12 protein-coding genes are annotated in these 17,309 nt (G+C 75.1%); 3 read left to right on the forward strand and 9 right to left on the reverse strand.

Going from position 1 to position 17,309, the window contains the following annotated elements:
* Positions 1–65: 65 nt before the first annotated feature.
* From EAO77_RS22690 to EAO77_RS22700, 3 genes are all read right to left on the reverse strand, one after another.
* A complete protein-coding gene (locus tag EAO77_RS22690) occupies positions 66–890 on the reverse strand; it encodes a carbohydrate ABC transporter permease (protein WP_147990968.1) in 825 nt (274 codons plus the stop codon).
* Positions 891–979: 89 nt separating this feature from the next.
* The gene (locus tag EAO77_RS22695; RefSeq protein ID WP_147990149.1) at positions 980–1,924 is read right to left on the reverse strand and encodes a carbohydrate ABC transporter permease; all 945 of its coding nucleotides are present in this window, start codon (positions 1,922–1,924) and stop codon (positions 980–982) included.
* On the reverse strand, positions 1,924–3,273 hold the full coding sequence (locus EAO77_RS22700; RefSeq protein ID WP_147990150.1) for an ABC transporter substrate-binding protein: 1,350 nt from the start codon (positions 3,271–3,273) through the stop codon (positions 1,924–1,926). The genes EAO77_RS22695 and EAO77_RS22700 overlap by 1 nt, the downstream gene beginning before the upstream one ends.
* Here EAO77_RS22700 and EAO77_RS40280 point away from each other — a divergent pair.
* Both EAO77_RS40280 and EAO77_RS22705 read left to right on the forward strand, forming a co-directional pair.
* A complete protein-coding gene (locus EAO77_RS40280) occupies positions 3,272–3,403 on the forward strand; it encodes a hypothetical protein (protein ID WP_261994110.1) in 132 nt (43 codons plus the stop codon). The genes EAO77_RS22700 and EAO77_RS40280 overlap by 2 nt on opposite strands.
* Before the next feature lie 210 nt (positions 3,404–3,613).
* Entirely contained in the window at positions 3,614–5,554 is a 1,941-nt protein-coding gene (locus EAO77_RS22705; RefSeq protein ID WP_147990151.1) for a DUF2264 domain-containing protein, read from the forward strand.
* A 333-nt stretch (positions 5,555–5,887) separates the two neighbouring features.
* Here EAO77_RS22705 and EAO77_RS22710 read toward each other — a convergent pair whose 3' ends face one another.
* The 5 genes from EAO77_RS22710 to EAO77_RS22730 all read right to left on the reverse strand — a co-directional run bounded on the left by EAO77_RS22710 (position 5,888) and on the right by EAO77_RS22730 (position 12,960).
* The gene (locus EAO77_RS22710) at positions 5,888–6,949 is read right to left on the reverse strand and encodes a substrate-binding domain-containing protein (protein WP_147990152.1); all 1,062 of its coding nucleotides are present in this window, start codon (positions 6,947–6,949) and stop codon (positions 5,888–5,890) included.
* A gap of 173 nt (positions 6,950–7,122) precedes the next feature.
* Positions 7,123–8,445, reverse strand: a complete 1,323-nt coding sequence (locus EAO77_RS22715; RefSeq protein ID WP_147990969.1) for a serine/threonine-protein kinase — start codon at positions 8,443–8,445, stop codon at positions 7,123–7,125.
* A gap of 219 nt (positions 8,446–8,664) precedes the next feature.
* Positions 8,665–9,390, reverse strand: coding sequence for a class I SAM-dependent methyltransferase (locus EAO77_RS22720; protein WP_147990153.1), 726 nt, complete (start codon positions 9,388–9,390; stop codon positions 8,665–8,667).
* Positions 9,391–9,993: 603 nt separating this feature from the next.
* Complete coding sequence (locus tag EAO77_RS22725; protein ID WP_147990154.1) at positions 9,994–10,425, reverse strand: VOC family protein; 432 nt, start codon at positions 10,423–10,425, stop codon at positions 9,994–9,996.
* 339 nt (positions 10,426–10,764) lie between these two features.
* Positions 10,765–12,960: a PIG-L family deacetylase gene (locus tag EAO77_RS22730; protein ID WP_147990155.1), complete on the reverse strand. Its 2,196-nt coding sequence runs from the start codon at positions 12,958–12,960 to the stop codon at positions 10,765–10,767.
* A 430-nt stretch (positions 12,961–13,390) separates the two neighbouring features.
* Between EAO77_RS22730 and EAO77_RS22735 the strand changes: the two genes are divergently transcribed.
* On the forward strand, positions 13,391–16,375 hold the full coding sequence (locus EAO77_RS22735) for a bifunctional [glutamine synthetase] adenylyltransferase/[glutamine synthetase]-adenylyl-L-tyrosine phosphorylase (protein WP_147990156.1): 2,985 nt from the start codon (positions 13,391–13,393) through the stop codon (positions 16,373–16,375).
* A 12-nt stretch (positions 16,376–16,387) separates the two neighbouring features.
* Here the strand turns inward: EAO77_RS22735 and EAO77_RS22740 are convergent, their stop codons facing one another.
* Positions 16,388–17,299 (reverse strand): phosphatase PAP2 family protein, encoded by a 912-nt coding sequence (locus EAO77_RS22740; RefSeq protein WP_147990157.1) that lies wholly within the window; start codon positions 17,297–17,299, stop codon positions 16,388–16,390.
* Positions 17,300–17,309 lie beyond the last annotated feature (10 nt).

The following is a 17,309-nucleotide window of genomic DNA, read 5'->3' on the forward strand; positions in this document are numbered from 1 at the left end:
GGGCACGGGCTGCTCCCGGAGGGGGTTGTGCGCTGCGCGCGGCTGGGGTGCGCGGACGACGGGGGTCACTTGACCGCTCCGGCGGTCATGCCCGCCTTCCAGAAGCGCTGGAGCGCGACGAAGGCGACGACCAGCGGCACGACGGCGAGCAGCGATCCGGTCACCACCATGGGGTAGTACTCGGGGAAGGCGCGGGTCTGGGTGTTCCAGGCGTACAGGCCGAGGCTCACCGGGAAGAGCTCGGTGTCGGAGAGCATCACCAGCGGCAGGAAGAAGTTGTTCCAGATGGCCGTGAACTGGAACAGGCAGATGGTGACGAAGCCCGGCATCACCATCCGCAGCCCGATCGACCAGAAGGTGCGCAGTTCGCCGGCCCCGTCCACCCGCGCGGCCTCCAGCACCTCCCCGGGGATGTAGCCGCGGCAGAAGACCCGGGCGAGATAGACCCCGAAGGGATTGACCAGCGACGGCACGAAGACGGCCCAGAAGCTGTTGACGACACCGGCCTTGGAGGCGAGCAGGTACATCGGCAGCGCGAGCGCCGTCGTCGGCACGAGCACGCCCAGCAGGACCAGGCCGAACAGCTTCTCCTTGCCGGGGAAGCGGTACACGTGGAACGCGTAGCCGGCGGCGACGCAGACGAAGGCGCAGAGCACGGCGCCGACTCCGGCGTACAGCAGCGAGTTGAGGTACCAGCGGAAGTAGATCCCGTCGCCGGTGGCGGCCAGGTCGGCGAGGTTCCGCCCCAGATTCCAGCGGTCGGGGGTGAGGGTGCGGCCGCCGAGCAGGTCGCCGGTGTTCTTGGCGGCGGCGGTCAGCAGCCAGAGCAGCGGCAGGACCGTGTACAGCGTGGCCAGCAGCAGGACGCCGTTGACGGCGGCCTTCGACATGGACCGGTGGGAGCGCCGGCCGGTGTCGAGCGGGGGCGGGGGCGCGGCCCTGCGCTGCGGCCGGCGGGGCCTGGCGGGCGCGGCGGTGCTCATGCGTGTTCTCCCTTCGCGGAGCCGGAACGGCCGCCGGAGAACCGGGTGACCAGGAACGAGAGGGCGGCCGCGGCCAGCGCGAGCAGTACGGAGGAGGCCGCGGCGAGCCCGTAGTCGTTGCGTTCGAACGCGGCGTTGTAGGCGTACATGGTGGGCGTCCAGGTGGTGACGACGCCGGGGGCCGCGCCGTGCAGGATCATCGGTTCGGTGAACAGCTGGAGCGAGCCGATCACGGTGAAGAGGCCGACCATGGCCAACGACGGCCGGATCAGCGGCACTTTGATGTTCCAGGCGGTGCGCAGCGGTCCGGCGCCGTCGATGACGGACGCCTCCAGCACCTCGCGCGGGATCGCCTGGAGGGCGGCGAAGAAGATGATCACGTTGTAGCCGGTCCACTCCCACAGCGCGATGTTGACCACGGCGGGCACGGGGGTGCCGAGCATGTCGGCCTGGACGCCGGCCGCGTCCAGCGCCCCGATCACCGGGCTGACGCCCGGGGTGTAGAGGTACATCCAGATCAGCGCGGCGATGATGCCGGGCACCGCGTGCGGCAGGAAGAGCCCCAGCTGGAAGAAGCGCTTCGCGCGGGCGAGGGTGGAGTCGAGCAGCAGGGCCAGCAGCAGCGACAGTCCGGTCATCAGGGGGATGTAGAGCAGGCAGTACAGCGCGAGGTTGAGGAAGCCGTCGCGGAAGGCCGGGTCGCCGAGCGCGGCCGTGTAGTTGCCGAGTCCGCTGAAGATGCGTTCCACGCCGCCGAAGCCGAGCCCCGACCGCTGCTCGCTGTAGAGGCTGAGGCGGACGGCGTTGCCGAGGGGGATCAGCGTGCAGACGGTGAACAGGACGAGGAACGGGAGCAGCAGCACGGCCGGGGCCCCCGGCCGCCGGCGCCGCCGGGGGGCGGGGCGGGCGGCCGGGGAGCCGGTGCTCAGGGGCACGGACATCAGCGGGTCACCTTGATCCCGCGGTTCTCCAGTTCCTTCACCGTGGCGGCCTCGGCGCCGCGGACGGCGGTCATGATGTCGGCACCGCCGCTGTGGACCTCGGCGAAGGAGTCCTTCAGCGCGTTGTTGGTGGTGCCCATGACGGGGCCCCAGGTCCAGTCGGCGCGGATGGACCCGGCGGCGTCCGCGAAGAGGCCGTAGAGGTCCTGGTCGCCGAAGAGGGTGCTCTTGAAGGAGCTCTCGGCCACCGGGACCAGGGCGGGCGCGGCCGGGTAGGCCGACGACGTGCCGCTCCCGATACGGGCCTTCATGCCGTCCTCGGTGGTGGTCGCCCACCGGGCGAACGCCACGGCCGCCTCGGCCTTGTCGCTGTCCTTGGACACGGCGAACGTGGTGCCGCCGAGCATGCCGCTGGCGGGCTCGCCGTCGAAGGTGGGCATCGGCGCGGCCGCCCAGGTGCCGCTCTGGTCGGGAAGCGTGCCGCCGAGCACGCCGGCGCCCCAGCTGGCGCCCAGGTAACCGACGGTCCCACCCTTCTGGAGGGAGGCGGTCCACTGCTGCGAGAAGGACGGCGCGACCTGCACCAGGTCGTCGTCGATCATGCCCTGCCAGTAGTCGGCGGCCTTCTGCGTGCCCTCGTCCCGGAAGGCGACCTTCCAGGCGTCGTCCCCGGCCTTGAACCACTGGGCGCCGGCCTGCCAGGCCATGGCCTCGAAGGTGTTCGGGTCGTCGGGGAAGAAGGTCGCGATGCGTGCCCGGGGGTCGGCCTTCCGTATCTTCTCGGCGTCCGCACGGAACGCCTCCCAGGTCTTCGGCGGGGTGGTGATCCCGGCCTTCGCGAAGACGTCCTTGCGGTAGTAGAAGACCTGCGGCGCGGCGTCCAGCGGGAGGGCCCAGGTGGATCCGCCGAGGGTCGTCATCCGTATCGCCTGCGGCAGGTACTGCGCCTTCAGGTCGTCGGAGACGTGCTCGCCGATGTCCTGGACGGCTCCCCGGCTGACGAAGTCGGGGAGCTGCGGGTACTCGACGTTGAAGACGTCGGGGGCGTTGCCCGCCTTCACGGCGTTGGAGATCTTGGCGTAGCCGCCCGCGTTGCCGGAGGGGATCTCCTGGAAGGTGACGCGGATGTCCTGCTGGGAGGCGTTGAAGGCGTCCACGACCTCCTGGGTCCCCTTGGCCCAGCCCCAGAACGTGAGGGTGACGGGGCCGTCCTTCGCGGAGGCGTCGGCGCCCTGGCCGGACCCGCAGGCGGAGAGCGTGGCCAGGCACAGCGCGGTCGCCGCCGCGATCAGGCCCGAACCGTACGTTCTGCGGCGGGCGGCCCGGCGGGGGAGGGAGGAGGAAGGCATGGCGCGGCTCCTTGGAGAGGTCACGGGCACCGGAGTCCGCCCGGCGCTGCGAGGTCACGCTGAATCGACGGCCATCCTGAGCGGCGGTTCGATCGACGTCAAGACCTTTCGATCGAATGATCTGATGTGATCGAGTCGGCCTGCGGGTGCCGCCGCACCTAGCGTGCGTTCTGGACATGCGAAATGCGGCTCTTCCGTCCGCAGGTGCGGCCCTGCTACCGTGCGATCGATGTGATTACTTGATCAGAGCGGCGTCGTGTGCTGTCATCCGCGCGCCGCGCTCCGCATGTACGGCAGCCCGTCCGCCGCCTCCGGGCAGCCGCCGACGAAGGGCCCCGCCATGCAGCTCCCCGACGAGGACCGCACCCGCAGCCCCCGGACCGGCTGGACCAGGAGCCACTGGGAGGCGGCCGCCGACGCCCTGCTCGCGGCGGTGCGGCCCCACGCCGGTCCCCGCCACGCGCTGATCGACCTCCCCGGCCCCCGCCCCAGCGTCTCCGGCCGCCGCTCCGACGGCCTGGAGGGCTACGCCAGGACGTTCCAGCTCGCCGCCCTCCGAGTCGCCGGCGCCGACGGCGTCGACCCCCACGGCCTCATGGAGCGCTACGCCGAGGGGTTGGACGCGGGCACCCGCACCCCCACCGCCGAACGCGACCTCGCCGACGGCGACACCACCTCGTGGAGCGTCGTCACCGACCGCGGCCAGGCCATGGTCGAGGCGTCGTCCGTCGCCCTGAGCCTGCGCCTCACGCGCCCCTGGCTGTGGGACAGGCTCGACGACGACGTCCGCGAGCGGGCCGGGCGCTGGCTCGCGGGAGCCCTCCACCACCGGCCGCACGACAACAACTGGTGGCTCTTCCCCCTGACCGTCGGCGGCTTCCTCGCGGAGGCCGGCATCGAGACCGAGGCCGCCGGGGCCGCCGTCGACCGGGGGCTCGCCGCGATCGAGACGTGGTACCTCGGCGACGGCTGGTACACCGACGGGCGCCCGCGCGCCTTCGACCACTACAACGGCTGGGCCCTGCACCTCCTGCCCGTCCTCCACGCCCACCTCTCCGGCGACGCGGAGCTGACCGCCCGGTACGGCGACCGCCTCGCGGCCCATCTGGACGGCTACGCCTCGATGTTCGGCGGCGACGGGGCCCCGGTCCACCAGGGCCGCTCCCTGAGCTACCGGTTCGGCGCCGCCGCCGCCGTCTGGGCCGGCGCCCTCACCGGCCGCACCCCCCTGACACCCGGCACCACACGCCGGATCGCCTCCGGGGCACTGCGCTACTTCCTCGACCGGGGCGCTCTCGACGACCGGGGACTGCTCACCCTCGGCTGGCACGGCCCGTACGCCCCGCTGGTGCAGCCCTACTCGGGCCCGGCCTCCCCCTACTGGTCGGCCTGCGGCTTCCTCGGCCTCCTGCTGCCGCCGGACCACCCCGTCTGGACGGCCACCGAGGAGCCGGCGCCGGCCGAACGAAACGACCGCGTACGGGAGTTGCCGGGGCCCGGCTGGCTGCTCCAGACCACCGTGGCGGACGGCGTCGTACGCCTCCACAACCACGGCAGCGACGACCAGCCCCGCGACGAGGTCACGCCCGACGATCCGCTGTACGCGGCCCTCGCCCACTCCACGGTGACCGGCCCGACGGCCGATCTGCCGGACAACCGCTTCGGACTGGAGACGGGGCCGGACGGCGCGATCAGCGAACGCGGCCGGATCGAACCCCTCGGCGCGGGCCCGGGCTGGGCCGCCTCGGTCCACCGCCCCCGCACCGGCGGCCGCCCGGTGCCCGGCGTCACCGTCACCGCGCTGACCCTCGCCCACGGGGCCGACGAACTGCGCTTCCACGCCGTCTCGGGCGCCGCGCCGGGGACCGCCGTCGTGCACGGCGGCTGGGCGGTGACCGGCGAGAGCGTGGACACCCGGGTGGACACCGGCGACGAGCCCGCGGGGCTCGCCGTCACGGGCGCCGGACTGCGCTCCGAGGCCCGGTGCCTGTGGGGGCTCACCGAGGCGGCGGTGCGCCGCTCCGGCGCGGCCACGGCCTTCGGCCCGGTCGCGGCCGCGCCGGTGCTGCGGGGCGTCACGACGGACGGCGTCTGCCTGTTCGCCGGCGCGTTCCGCCTGGACGGGCCGGGCGCGACCCCCGGCGACGGCCGCGCCCGGGCCCGCGTCGCACCGCTCCCGGACGACGGCTGGTCCCTCACGGTGACCTGGCCGGACGGATCCGCCCACCACGCGGAACTGCGCCCGGAGCGGGTACGCGTGACGGCGTCGCCGCACGGGTGAGGGGCGTCGCGGCGGCCCCTCCGCGGGCGAGGCATGGGGCGGCGGCCGGGGCGGGTCCGGCGTGTCCGCGGGGGAGGCCGGCGGTSCGWCGCGGGCCGACGCGCCCGTTCCGTGGGCGCCCGGGCGGGGCCGCGCGCCGCCGGGGCCTGGTCGCCGGACACCCGCGCGCCCCCGGCGCCGCCCGTGCGGCTGCTCCCAGGGGCTCGGACGCCGGGCCGGAGAGTGGGCCCGCGTGTCCCGGCGGCGCGTCCCACGGGGCCGGGAGGGAAACCCGCCGGGGCGGGTCGCCGGGCCGGGCGAGGTCCGTTCCGGACGCTGCCCGTGCTGCCCGACTCAGGCGATCGGCTCGCCGCAGGACTTGCGGATCTTGAGCGTGGGGAGCAGCTCGGTCCGGTGGACCGGCAGGGTGTCGCCCTCCGACAGACGGCGCAGCAGCAGGCCCAGCGCCTCCGAGCCGACGGCCCGCTTCGGCGGGGCCACCGCGGTCAGCGGGGGTTCCGACAGGGCGGCGTACACGTCGTCGTAGGAGATCAGCGCCATGTCCTCGGGCACCGTGAGGCCGTGCGCGCGCAGCAGCGGCGGCAGCTGGATGGCGTCCTGGTCGTTGTGCACCAGCACCGCCCGCACCCCCGAGCGGGCGGCCTCGGCGATCCGCGCGGCCAGGTCTCCGTCGTCCCCGGGGGAGCGCGGGCCGGCGGGGGAGGGCACGTCGACCACGGGCAGCTCCGCGAGTCCGAGCTGCCCCACCGCCGCCGCGTATCCCGCGCGGACCTCGTGCGCGGTGCGGGTGTCGGCGCGGGCGGCGAGGAGCACCGACGTGTGGCCCAGCCCGGCGAAGTGGCGCAGGGCGAGCAGCACTCCGTGGCGGTGGTCGGAGCAGACCGCGTCCAGGCGGGCCGCCGGGCTCGCCGGGGCGGCCCGGCGCTCGGCCAGGACGGCCGGCACGGGCAGTCCGCCGAGCCAGTCGCTGCCCACCAGCCCTTCACCGGGCGTCCAGTTGGGGGTGAGCAGCAGCCCGTCGACGTCCGACTCCAGCAGCCGCTCGACCTGGGCGCGGTCGCTGTCGGCCCCGTACGGGGCGATGCCGAGGATCACCCGCGCCCCGGCCGCCGTCGCCGCGGCACTGGCGCCGGCCACGACCTCGTCGAAGTACTGGCCGACGGTCGGCACCAGCATGCCGATCAGCCGGCCCTGCCCGCCGCCGGCTCCGCCGGGCAGCGCGACCGAGCCGTGGGTGCGCTCCAGCCTGCCGTCGTCGGCGAGCGCGGCGACGTCGCGCCGGACGGTGACGGCAGGGATGCCGAGGCGCTCGGCGAGTTCCACGACCCGGATCGACCCGGCCTCGCGCACCACGTCGAGGATGCGGGTGCGCCGTTCCTGTGCCGAAGCGGCCATGGCTTCTCCTCTGGTGGATGTCGGGCGCCGGGAGGCCGACGGGACGCGGCCGTCCCGCCCGGTCGGAGCCGCCGGGGGCGGGCACCCCTCGGTCCGAACGTATCTGATCACGGGCAGGTCATCTGATCAAACCTGTGCACCGGGGAAGGCGGCCTCCGGTGCGACGGGACCTTCTACGCGAAGCACTCCAGGATCAGCGGCAGGTCCTCCAGCCACTCCTGGAGGCGTGATCGGCGGCGGGCGGCCAGCAGGCAGTGGTGGACGGCGCCGTTCCGGAGGCGGACCACGATCCGCAGGTGCTTGGGTCCCTCGGCCGCGTACTCGACGGTGCCGATCTCGGCCCAGGAGACCTGCAGATGCCAGTCGTCCGATCCCAGGGCGACGCCCGCGGAGTCGATCAGCACGGACGCCCTCGGGTCGGCAGCCGCGAACACGGGCTCCGCGCCGGCGGCCGCGTCGCCCAGGGGCGCCGGGGAGGTGGGCGCCTGATGGAGCGGCGCCGCCCCGTACGGCCCGCCGAACGGCGGTGTCCCGTACGCCGCGGGACCGGGAGGCGGCGTTCCGTACGCCGTGGCCCCGTACGGCGGAGTCCCGGCCGGCGGAGGCCCGAACTGCGGAGGCCCGAACTGCGGGGCCGCCGAGGGCGCGTAGGAGGGCGGCGGCGGTGCCGCCACCGTGGGCGGGTGCGCGGCGGGGCCGGGCAGGAACAGGTCCAGCAGGGCCTGAGGCGTGGGCCGCCGGCCCGGCTCCTTCTCCAGGCACGACGCCACGGCCGGCCGCAGTCCCGCCGGCACCGCGGCGAGGTCCGGCGGCTCGTGCACCGACCGGTACATCAGTCCCATCGGCGTCCCCGCGCCGAACGCGCTGCCGCCCGCCGCCGCCACGAGCACGGCGCCCAGCGCGAAGACGTCGGCGGCGCCGTCGACCTCCTCCCCCTGGGCCTGCTCGGGAGCCAGGAAACCCGGTGTCCCGAAGGCCGTCCCGGTCGCCGTCAGCCGGGTCGACTCCAGCGCCCGCGCGATGCCGAAGTCCAGGACCCGCGGGCCGTCCGCGGCCATGATGATGTTGCCGGGCTTCAGGTCGCGGTGCACCAGCCCGCAGGCGTGGATGGCCGCCAGCGCCTCCGCGAGGGCCGCGCCCAGCTGCCGCAGCCGTGCCTCGTCCATCGCCCCCTCGGCGGCGATCAGGGCGGACAGCGTCGGCCCGGGAATGTACGCCGTGGCCAGCCAGGGGGCCGCCGCCGCAGGGTCCGCGTCCACCACCGGGGCCGTGTGGAAGCCGCCCACGCTGCGCGCGGCGGCGACCTCGGCACGGAACCGCTCACGGAAGTGGGGGTCGGAGGCGAGCTCCGGCCGGGCCACCTTCACGGCCACGGCCCGCCCGCCGCGCGACCGCGCCAGATAGACGGTGCCCATCCCGCCGGCGCCCAACTCCCGCTCCACGGCGTACCCGCCGATACGCTCCGGCAGCCCCGCGCCGTCCGCCCCGTGCACCATCCGCTGCATGCCCCCTCGCACTGTGGCGCACAGTATGACGCACCGGCCGCCCCCGTCCGGCGGCCGTGCCGCGACCTCGCCGGGCGGGCGGCGTCGCAACGGCGTCCCCGCGGACCGCCCTGCGCGCCGCCGGGCATCACGGCCGCGAGGGCGGCGGGCCGTCCCGGAGCGGGACGGCCCGGAGCGCCCGGAGCGGGACGGCCCGCGGACGCCCGCCGCTCAGGCGGCCCTGCGGAACAGCGCCGTCCAGAGGAAGGGTTCGCCGAAGTGCGGCGATGCGTCGGACTCGTCGTGCATGCGCCGCAGCTCGACCTCCTGGAGGTCGCGGAAGATCCCGCGCAGCGACTCGGGGGTGTAGGCGAGACCGCCCTGGAGACGGCCCTCGCGGTAGAACTCCCGGTCCGGCAGCTCGGATCCCATGCCGCCGGCCGCGAAGCACGTCAGCGCGAGGTGACCGCCGGGGGCCAGGACCCGGTCGAGCAGCGAGAGGTAGCTGATCCGCCGGTGCGGCGGCAGATGGTGGAAGCAGCCCGAGTCGAGGACCAGGTCGTACGGGCCGTCGAGACCGGCCTCGAAGACGTCGGCGCGCAGGAAGCGGACGTCCGCCCCCGCCTGCCGGGCCCGCTCCCCGGCCCAGGCGATCGCCGTGGGGGAGAGGTCGACGGCGTCCACCGTGAACCCCGCCTCGGCGAGCCGGATCGCGTTGCGCCCCGGCCCGCAGCCGAGATCGAGCGCCCGGCCACGGGACGGGACGAGCCCCCGGTCCAGGTACGAGACCAGGCTCTCGTCCGGCTTCGAGACGAAGAACGGCACCGGTGTGTCGCGGTCGGCGTAGAAGCCGTCCCACCAGTCGGCCCCGCCCTCGCTCCACCGGTCGGCGTCGGGCGCGAACAAGCCGTCGAGAAGCGCGAGCACGTCCTCGACGGTGCGGATGCTGCGGTCCATCAGATCCCCTTCCCTCAGAGCGCAACGCTATGGTCCGAGGGATGGAAAGACCAGGTCAGAGGCCCATTGCTCCGGCCGTGGGCGCCTGCGCACGGGCCTGCGGCACTCCTGTCGAGGTCCCGCCTCCCCCCTGCCGGGCACGCCCGCCCACACCGCCCCCGAAGGCCCTCCCGGGGCCGTTCCGGGCGGGGCCGGAGCAGGTTTTCCCGCGAGTTCCGGCGACGCCCGCCCGGCCGCTGCCGCGGGCCTCCGGCGAGTTGGCGGCGACGGGGCCGGCCCGGGATCGCCGCGCCACCGCGAACGCAGCGGACTCCTTAGGGCCGAGCGCGACGTCGACGGCTGCCGCCGCTTCGCCGACGGCGGCGTCGTCACCGTGCACCGCGTCCGGCACCGGCCGGCGCTGCGGCCGAACGTCAGGACCGCGGCGGAACTCCTGCCGTGCGTGGGCGGGAACACGACCTGCGACGAGGCGCGCCCAGTGGTGCGGGAACAACTGGCGCGCCTCGACGAGCAGATCGGGCTGCTCAGCCGGCAGCGGTCGGGCCGGAGGTGCTCGCCCGGGGACGCGAGCCAGGGAGCGCCTGCCGCCTCCCCGGGAGCTCGTCAGCGCTCCGACAGGGGCGCGGGCGCCTCCTGGACGCACCAGGAGTTGCCGTCGGGGTCCTGGAAGAACATGAACGAGTTCCACTCCTGCCCCGGCCCGTCCTCCCACCCGGTCGCCCCCACGTGCTGGACCGCCGAGACCGGCACTCCGCGCGAGCTCAGCTCGGCGTGGGCAGCGGCGATGTCCGTGACGCACAGCTGGAGCGCGTGCAGCGATCCGGGCGCCATCTCGGGCTGTCCCGGATTGCGCGGCATGCCGCTCATCAGGACGACGGAACAGCGTGACCCCGGCGGGGTCAGCTGCACGATGCGCATGCCGGGGGCCACCTCCTGGTCGAGGTCGGCCTTGAAGCCCACGGCGTCGGCGTAGAAGGCCTTCGCGCGGTCCAGGTCGGTGACCGGGATCGTCACCACTTCGAGCGTCATGTCCACAGCGTCCTGCTCTCGGGTCGGTCGTGCTCGGGTCGGTCGTGCGCGCGGTTCGGCCGCCCGCCGCCGTGCGGGAACGCCGGCGGGTCCGGCCGAAGGGGCCGCCCTTCACGCTGCCGGAGGCCGTCCGCGGCGCCACCCGGAATACCAGGGCCGCGCCTCCGTCGCGGGAGAACACGCCGTCACCGGCCCCGAACGTCCAGCCCGCCCCGTACCGTTCGGCGTAGACCGACGCCGAGATCCTCACGGGGCCGGGCGCCTGCTGCGCCCGCGAGGACCCGGCGCCGGTGACGCGCTCGCCCCCGGGCCCCCGTGCCGTCGCCCGTGCCCGGCCCGGCGGGCTCAGCCGACCGCCGTCCAGGTGCCCGGCGCGCCCGGTGACGACCAGTACAGCCTGCCGTCCTGGCCCACCGCCCCGAGGCCCGTCCCCGCCCCCGAGGGGGCGCCGACGAACAGCGGACCGCCGGCGTGCCACTGCCCCGCGCCGCSSGCGGCGCGGCCCGCCGTCCCCACGCCACCGCTCCTGCCGCTCCCGCCGGTCTTGCCGGTCCCCGCCACGGGCAGGGACGACAGACCGGGGACGCCCGTTCCCGAGCGGGCGGCCAGCAGCGTGTGGCCGGGACCGGACGCGCTGACGGGGCCGAAGCCCGCGGGCCCGCCGAGCTCGGTCACGCCCGAGGCCACCGGGCCCGAGAAGCGGGCGGTGCGGACCGCTCCGGAGGCGGGCTTGCGGAACCAGAGACGCACGCCGTCGCCGTCCCCGGCCGCGCTCAGCGCGAGCGTCGTCGGCGGCAGCCCGGTCGCCGCGGGGCCGGTCAGCGGGGCGCCGGGTGCGGCCTGGGTCCAGGACCAGACCGTCGCGGGCGCGGCCGCGAAGACGTGCTGGCGGCCGGTCGCGTCCGAGGCCACCGCCGGATCGCCGTGCAGGTCACGGCCGCCCCGGTCGCGCCACGCGGTCCAGGTGCCGTCGGTGCGCTGGGCGAGGGAGCTCAGGGTGCAGCGGCTGGTGCGCAGGTAGACCGTGACCCGGCCCGCCCGGTCGACGGCCGCCGCGGGCGCGCTGATGTCGGACAGGCCGCTCGCGTCGTCGCGTTCCGGCGTGCCGAGGGACCGCCACGGGCCGAACGGCCCGTCCGGTGTGCGCTGGACGGCCGTGACCACGTCGCGGCCGTAGTCGCCGGGGCGCTCGCCCAGCGTGGTCCGGGTGGCGAAGACCGCGACGCGGCCGTCCTTCAGCCGCACGGAGGTCACCCCGCTGTCGAGGCCGGTGCCGGGCAGGAGCTCCGGACCGCTCCAGGCGCCCTGCGCGCCCGGCGCCCGGTGCCAGACCGCGAGGCGGGTGTCGAGCACGGAGAACGCCCACAGCCCGCCGTCGCGGCCCGGCTGCACCCAGGACGTCGACTCGCCGCGGGTGTAGCGGACGGAGTCGGTCCAGCCGTGGCCCCCGGGCCTCGCCGCCACCTTGCGGTCGCCGCAGCCGGCCGGCGACCCGCAGTAGTTCTCCTCGTCCATCCAGGCGTAGGTGTGCATGGTCCGCAGCTTCGCCGCGGCGGTCGCCGGGTCCAGGGTGTGCGGCAGCCCGCCGGTGGAGTACCCGAGGTAGTTCTGCACGCCGAACGCGGGACGGTCCGGCGTCCGCGCGTACCGGGCGAGGGCGGCCTGGGCGAAGCGCGCGCCGTAGAGGTGGTCCTGGTGGTCGGTGTACGGGCCGGTGCCGCCGACCCGTCCGGGCGTCGGGTCCTGCATCCGCACATGGGTGGGCCGGAACCGCTCCAGCAGCCCGGACACCGTCGCGACGACCTCCTCCTTGCGGTACGCGAAGTCCTGCCGCACAGGGGAACCGGAGGCGAGCTGCGAGGGGAGGGCCGCTACCCGGCCGTCCCAGAGCCCGTGCAGGCTGACGGGCCGGTCGCCGGTGATCGACCCCGCCTCCCGCAGCTGCACCCACACGAGCGCGATCTCCGGGCGGGCGGCGAGCCGGTCCAGCTCGGCGGTGGCGCCGCCGGCGGTGGGTATCTCGGTGCGCCGCCACGGGCTGGTGCGGTCGCCCGTCGCCATCTCGGCGTAGGCGGCCCGTATGCCGTTCTGCCGGGCCTCCGCGTAGGCGGCCTTGTCGGCGGCGGGTCGTTCGGCGGGGCGGTACGCGCCGCTGCGGGCCGCGTTGACGCCGTCCGACTCGCCCGCGGTGAGGTAGACGGAGGTCAGGCGGGAGCCGGAGACGACGGACTGCCGGGTGTCGGGGTTCATGAAGAACAGGTCGTCGTCGGGGTGGGCGACGATCTGCACCACCGACGACGGGCCGTGGGAGGCGCGCACGGGAGTTCCGCCGGTCGCCTCCTCGGGCGCCGAGGAGCGCGCCGGGGGCCGCGGCGCACTGTGCGCGGTCACCGTGTCCCCGGCCGGACGGGGGCCGGGCGACACGCCGCCGGCGGTGCCGGCGAACCAGCCGGCCACCGCGACCGGGGCGATCAGGAGTGCTGCCGTCGGGCCACGACGGGACAGCAGGGCGGAGCGGAGGCGGGGCCCGGACGAGCGCATGGCGGTGGTGCTTTCGGTGTTCAGGTGGAAACAGGTACGCGTCCCCGGCCGTGTGCGGCCGGCCGGACCGGGAAGGCGCCGGGAGCCGGTGCCGGGGCGCCCGGCTCCGGGGGACGCCGGACGGAGCCGGGCGGCACCGGGGTGCCGCGGCGGTCCGAAGGCCCCGAAAGGCGGCGAACGGCACTGTTCGCCACCGACCGGTCAGGAGGACGGAAACACCGATCATGCGGTTCACCGAGGCGTTTGTGCCAGGAACATGGCATATCTCACGCGCCGCGCACGTCACTCCCGCCCCATCGATGATCATGGGCCTGCCCTCGGGGGCTCCCGTCCGGATCGTGCACGGGCTCACGTGCTCGTCCCGGACGAAAGGCCCTAGTCTCGAACCGGAACCCGGTCCACGCGGGCAGGGCGGAACAGGAGTGACGGGATGACCCCGGGGCGCAGGAGCAGCACCTTCAGCCGGCTTCTCCGGCACGGCTTCACCGACCCGTCCGCCGCCGAGCGGCTCCTGGACCTCCCCGAGATGTCGACCGTCCGCGGCGACGCCGCGCTGCTCGACGCGCTGGGGGCCACCGCCGACCCCGACCTGGCGCTGCGTTCCCTCGTCCGGATCGCCGAGGCCCACGGGGACGCCGAACGCCGGCGGTTCCTCGACACCCTGATCACCGCCAAGCCGCTGCGCGACCGGCTGCTCGGCGTCCTCGGCGCGTCCGAGGCCCTCGGCGACCACCTGGCCCGCCACCCGCACGACTGGCAGTCCCTCTACACCTACGAGTCCACCGACCTGCACCCCGGCGTGGCCGACTTCGAACGCGGCCTCGCCGACGCGGACGACGCCGTCTCGCTGCGCGTCGCCTACCGCCGCTGCCTGCTCGCCATTGCCGCCCGCGACGTGTGCGGCACCACCGACGTGGCCCAGGCGGCCGCCGAACTCGCCGACCTCGCCACCGCCACGCTGCGCGCCGCGCTCGCCATCGCCCGTGCCGCGGCCCCCGAGGACGCCGCCCTGTGCCGGCTGGCCGTGATCGCGATGGGCAAGTGCGGCGGACACGAGCTGAACTACGTCTCGGACGTCGACGTGATCTTCGTCGGCGAGCCGGTCAGCGGCGCCGACGAGGCCAAGGCGATCCAGGCGGCGACCCGGCTCGCCTCCCATCTGATGCGGATCTGCTCCGAGACGACCGTCGAGGGCACCATCTGGCCCGTCGACGCCAACCTGCGGCCGGAGGGACGCAACGGCCCGCTGGTGCGCACCCTCTCCAGCCATCTGGCCTACTACCAGCGCTGGGCCAAGACCTGGGAGTTCCAGGCCCTGCTGAAGGCCAGGGCGGTCGCCGGCGACCTGCCGCTGGGCGAGGAGTACATCGAGGCCGTCTCGCCGCTCGTCTGGCAGGCCGCCGAACGCGAGAACTTCGTCGCCGACGTCCAGAAGATGCGCCGCCGCGTCGTCGACAACATCCCGGCCGCCGAGATCGAGCGCGAACTCAAGCTCGGCCCCGGCGGCCTCAGGGACGTCGAGTTCGCCGTGCAGCTGCTCCAGCTGGTGCACGGCCGCAGCGACGCCGGGCTGCGCAGCGGCACCACCCTGGACGCCCTCCAGGCGCTCGCCGCCGGCGGCTACGTGGGCCGGGCCGACGCCGCCCAGCTCGACGACGCCTACCGCTTCCTGCGCGCCATGGAGCACCGCATCCAGCTGTACCGGCTGCGGCGCACCCACCTGGTGCCCGAGCAGGAGGCCGACCTGCGCCGTCTCGGCCGCTCCCTCGGCCTGCGCACCGACCCGGTCACCGCCCTCAACCGGGAGTGGAAGCGCCACGCGTCGGTCGTGCGCAGGCTGCACGAGAAGATCTTCTACCGCCCGCTGCTCGACGCCGTCGCCCAGCTCGGTCCCGGCGAGGCCCGGCTCAGCGCCAAGGCGGCCGGCCAGCGGCTGGAGGCCCTCGGCTACGCCGACCCGGTGGCCGCCCTGCGGCACCTGGAGGCGCTGTCCTCCGGGGTCAGCCGCAAGGCCGCCATCCAGCGCACGCTGCTGCCCGTGCTGCTCGGCTGGTTCGCCGACTCCGCCGACCCCGACGCGGGCCTCCTCGGCTTCCGCAAGGTCTCCGACGCCCTCGGCAAGACGCCCTGGTATCTGCGGCTGCTCCGCGACGAGGGCGCGGCGGCGGAGAACCTCGCGCGGGTGCTGTCCGCCGGACGCCTCGCCCCCGACCTGCTGCTGCGCGCCCCCGAGGCGGTGGCCATCCTCGGCGACCCCGGCGGGCTGGCACCGCGCGGGCGCGACCACCTGGAGCAGGAGGTGCTCGCCGCCGTCGGCCGCGCCGACACCGCGGAGGCGGCGGTCGCCGCCGCCCGCGGGGTCCGCAGGCGGGAGCTGTTCCGTACCGCCGCCGCCGACCTCATCGGCTCGTACGGCACCGAGGAGAGCCCCGCGGAGGCCGACCCCGGCGCGCTCGTCGACCGGACCGGCACCGCCGTCACCGACCTGACGGCCGCCACGATCGCCGGGGCGCTGCGGGCCGCGGTCCGCGCCCAGTGGGGGGACACCCTGCCCACCCGGTTCGCCGTCATCGGCATGGGCCGCTTCGGCGGCGGGGAGCTGGGCTACGGCTCCGACGCCGACGTCCTGTTCGTGCACGAGGCGCGCGAGGGCGTCGACGAGCAGGAGGCGGCACGCGCCGCGAACACCGTGGTCGCGGAGATGCGGCGGCTGCTCCAGCTGCCGACCGCCGACCCGCCGCTGCTCATCGACGCCGACCTGCGGCCGGAGGGCAAGAGCGGTCCGATGGTCCGCACGCTCCCCTCCTACGAGGCGTACTACCGCCGCTGGTCCCTGGTCTGGGAGAGCCAGGCCCTGCTGCGCGCCCGCCCCATGGCCGGCGACCCCGAGCTGGCCGCCCGCTTCATCGCCCTGGTCGACCCGCTGCGCTACCCCGACCAGGGGCTCGGCGAGGACGGGGAGCGCGAGATCCGCCGGCTCAAGGCCCGGATGGAGTCCGAGCGGCTGCCGCGCGGCGCGGACCCGACCCTCCACGCCAAGCTGGGCAGGGGCGGCCTCAGCGACGTCGAGTGGACGGTGCAGCTGCTGCAGATGCGCCACGCCTGGTCGGTGCCCGCACTGCGCACCACGGGGACCCGCCAGGCGCTGGCGGCGGCCCGGGACGCCGGTCTGCTCGCCGCGGACGACGCGGCGGTCCTCGACGAGGCCTGGGTACTGGCCACCAGGGTGCGGGCGGGCGTGATGCTGGTCCGCGGCCGGGCGGGCGACACCTTCCCCTCCGACGGCCGCGAACTGGCGGCGGTCGGTCGGTACCTGGGCTACGGGCCGGGACACGTGGGGGACATGCTGGACGACTACCGCCGCGTCACGCGCCGGGCACGGGGCGTGGTGGAGGAGGTGTTCTACGGGGGGTGACCCCCGCGGGGCTCAGGCGCGGGTGCGGCGCAGGCGTCCGAGGCGGGTGCCGAGCGGCGTGCGCGGGGTGTTCAGGTCCGCGGGGACGTGCTGCGGCAGCCCCTGGGGGAGGGCCCGGTACCAGGCGTAGGAGACGCCGAAGCCGAACGCCAGGCAGATCATCCCGCCGACGGCGTCGAGCCAGAAGTGGTTCGCGGTCGCCACGATCACGACCAGGGTGAGCGTGGGGTACAGCGCGCCCAGGATCTTCGCCCACGGGGCCGTCGCCAGCGCGCAGATGATCAGACCGCACCACAGCGACCAGCCGATGTGCATCGACGGCATCGCCGCGTACTGGTTGGACATGTTCTTCAGGTTGCCGGAGGCCATCGACCCCCAGGTCTGGTGCACCAGCACGGTGTCGATGAAGTCCTGCCCGTTCATCAGCCGGGGCGGCGCGAGCGGATACAGGTAGTAACCGACCAGTGCCACACCGGTGGTGGCGAACAGGACGAGACGGGCCGCCGCGTAGCGGCCCGGATGCCACCGGTAGAGCCAGACCAGGACACCGATGGTCACCACGAAATGGAGCGTCGCGTAGTAGTAATTCATCGCCACGATCAGCCATGTCACCGAGTTCACGGCATGGTTGACCGACTGCTCCACCGCTATGCCGAGCGTCTTCTCGGCCTCCCAGATCCAGTCCGCGTTGCGCAGGGCCTGCTGCTTCTGCTCGGGCACCGCGTTGCGGATCAGCGAATACGTCCAGTAACTGACCGCGATCAGCAGGACTTCGAACCAGATCCGCGGACGGCGGGGCGCCCGCGGGGTGCGGGAGCGCCGGACGTCGTCCGTGCGCGTGGCGGAGACCGCGGCCTCGTCGTCCACGATGGGTGACGGGGTCGCCGTCCGGCTGTCGAGAGTCTTCACGGTCGCTTCACCCATGGGACGAGAG

It is taken from the genome of Streptomyces sp. T39, from assembly GCF_008042045.1.
Classification (GTDB): Bacteria; Actinomycetota; Actinomycetes; order Streptomycetales; family Streptomycetaceae; genus Streptomyces.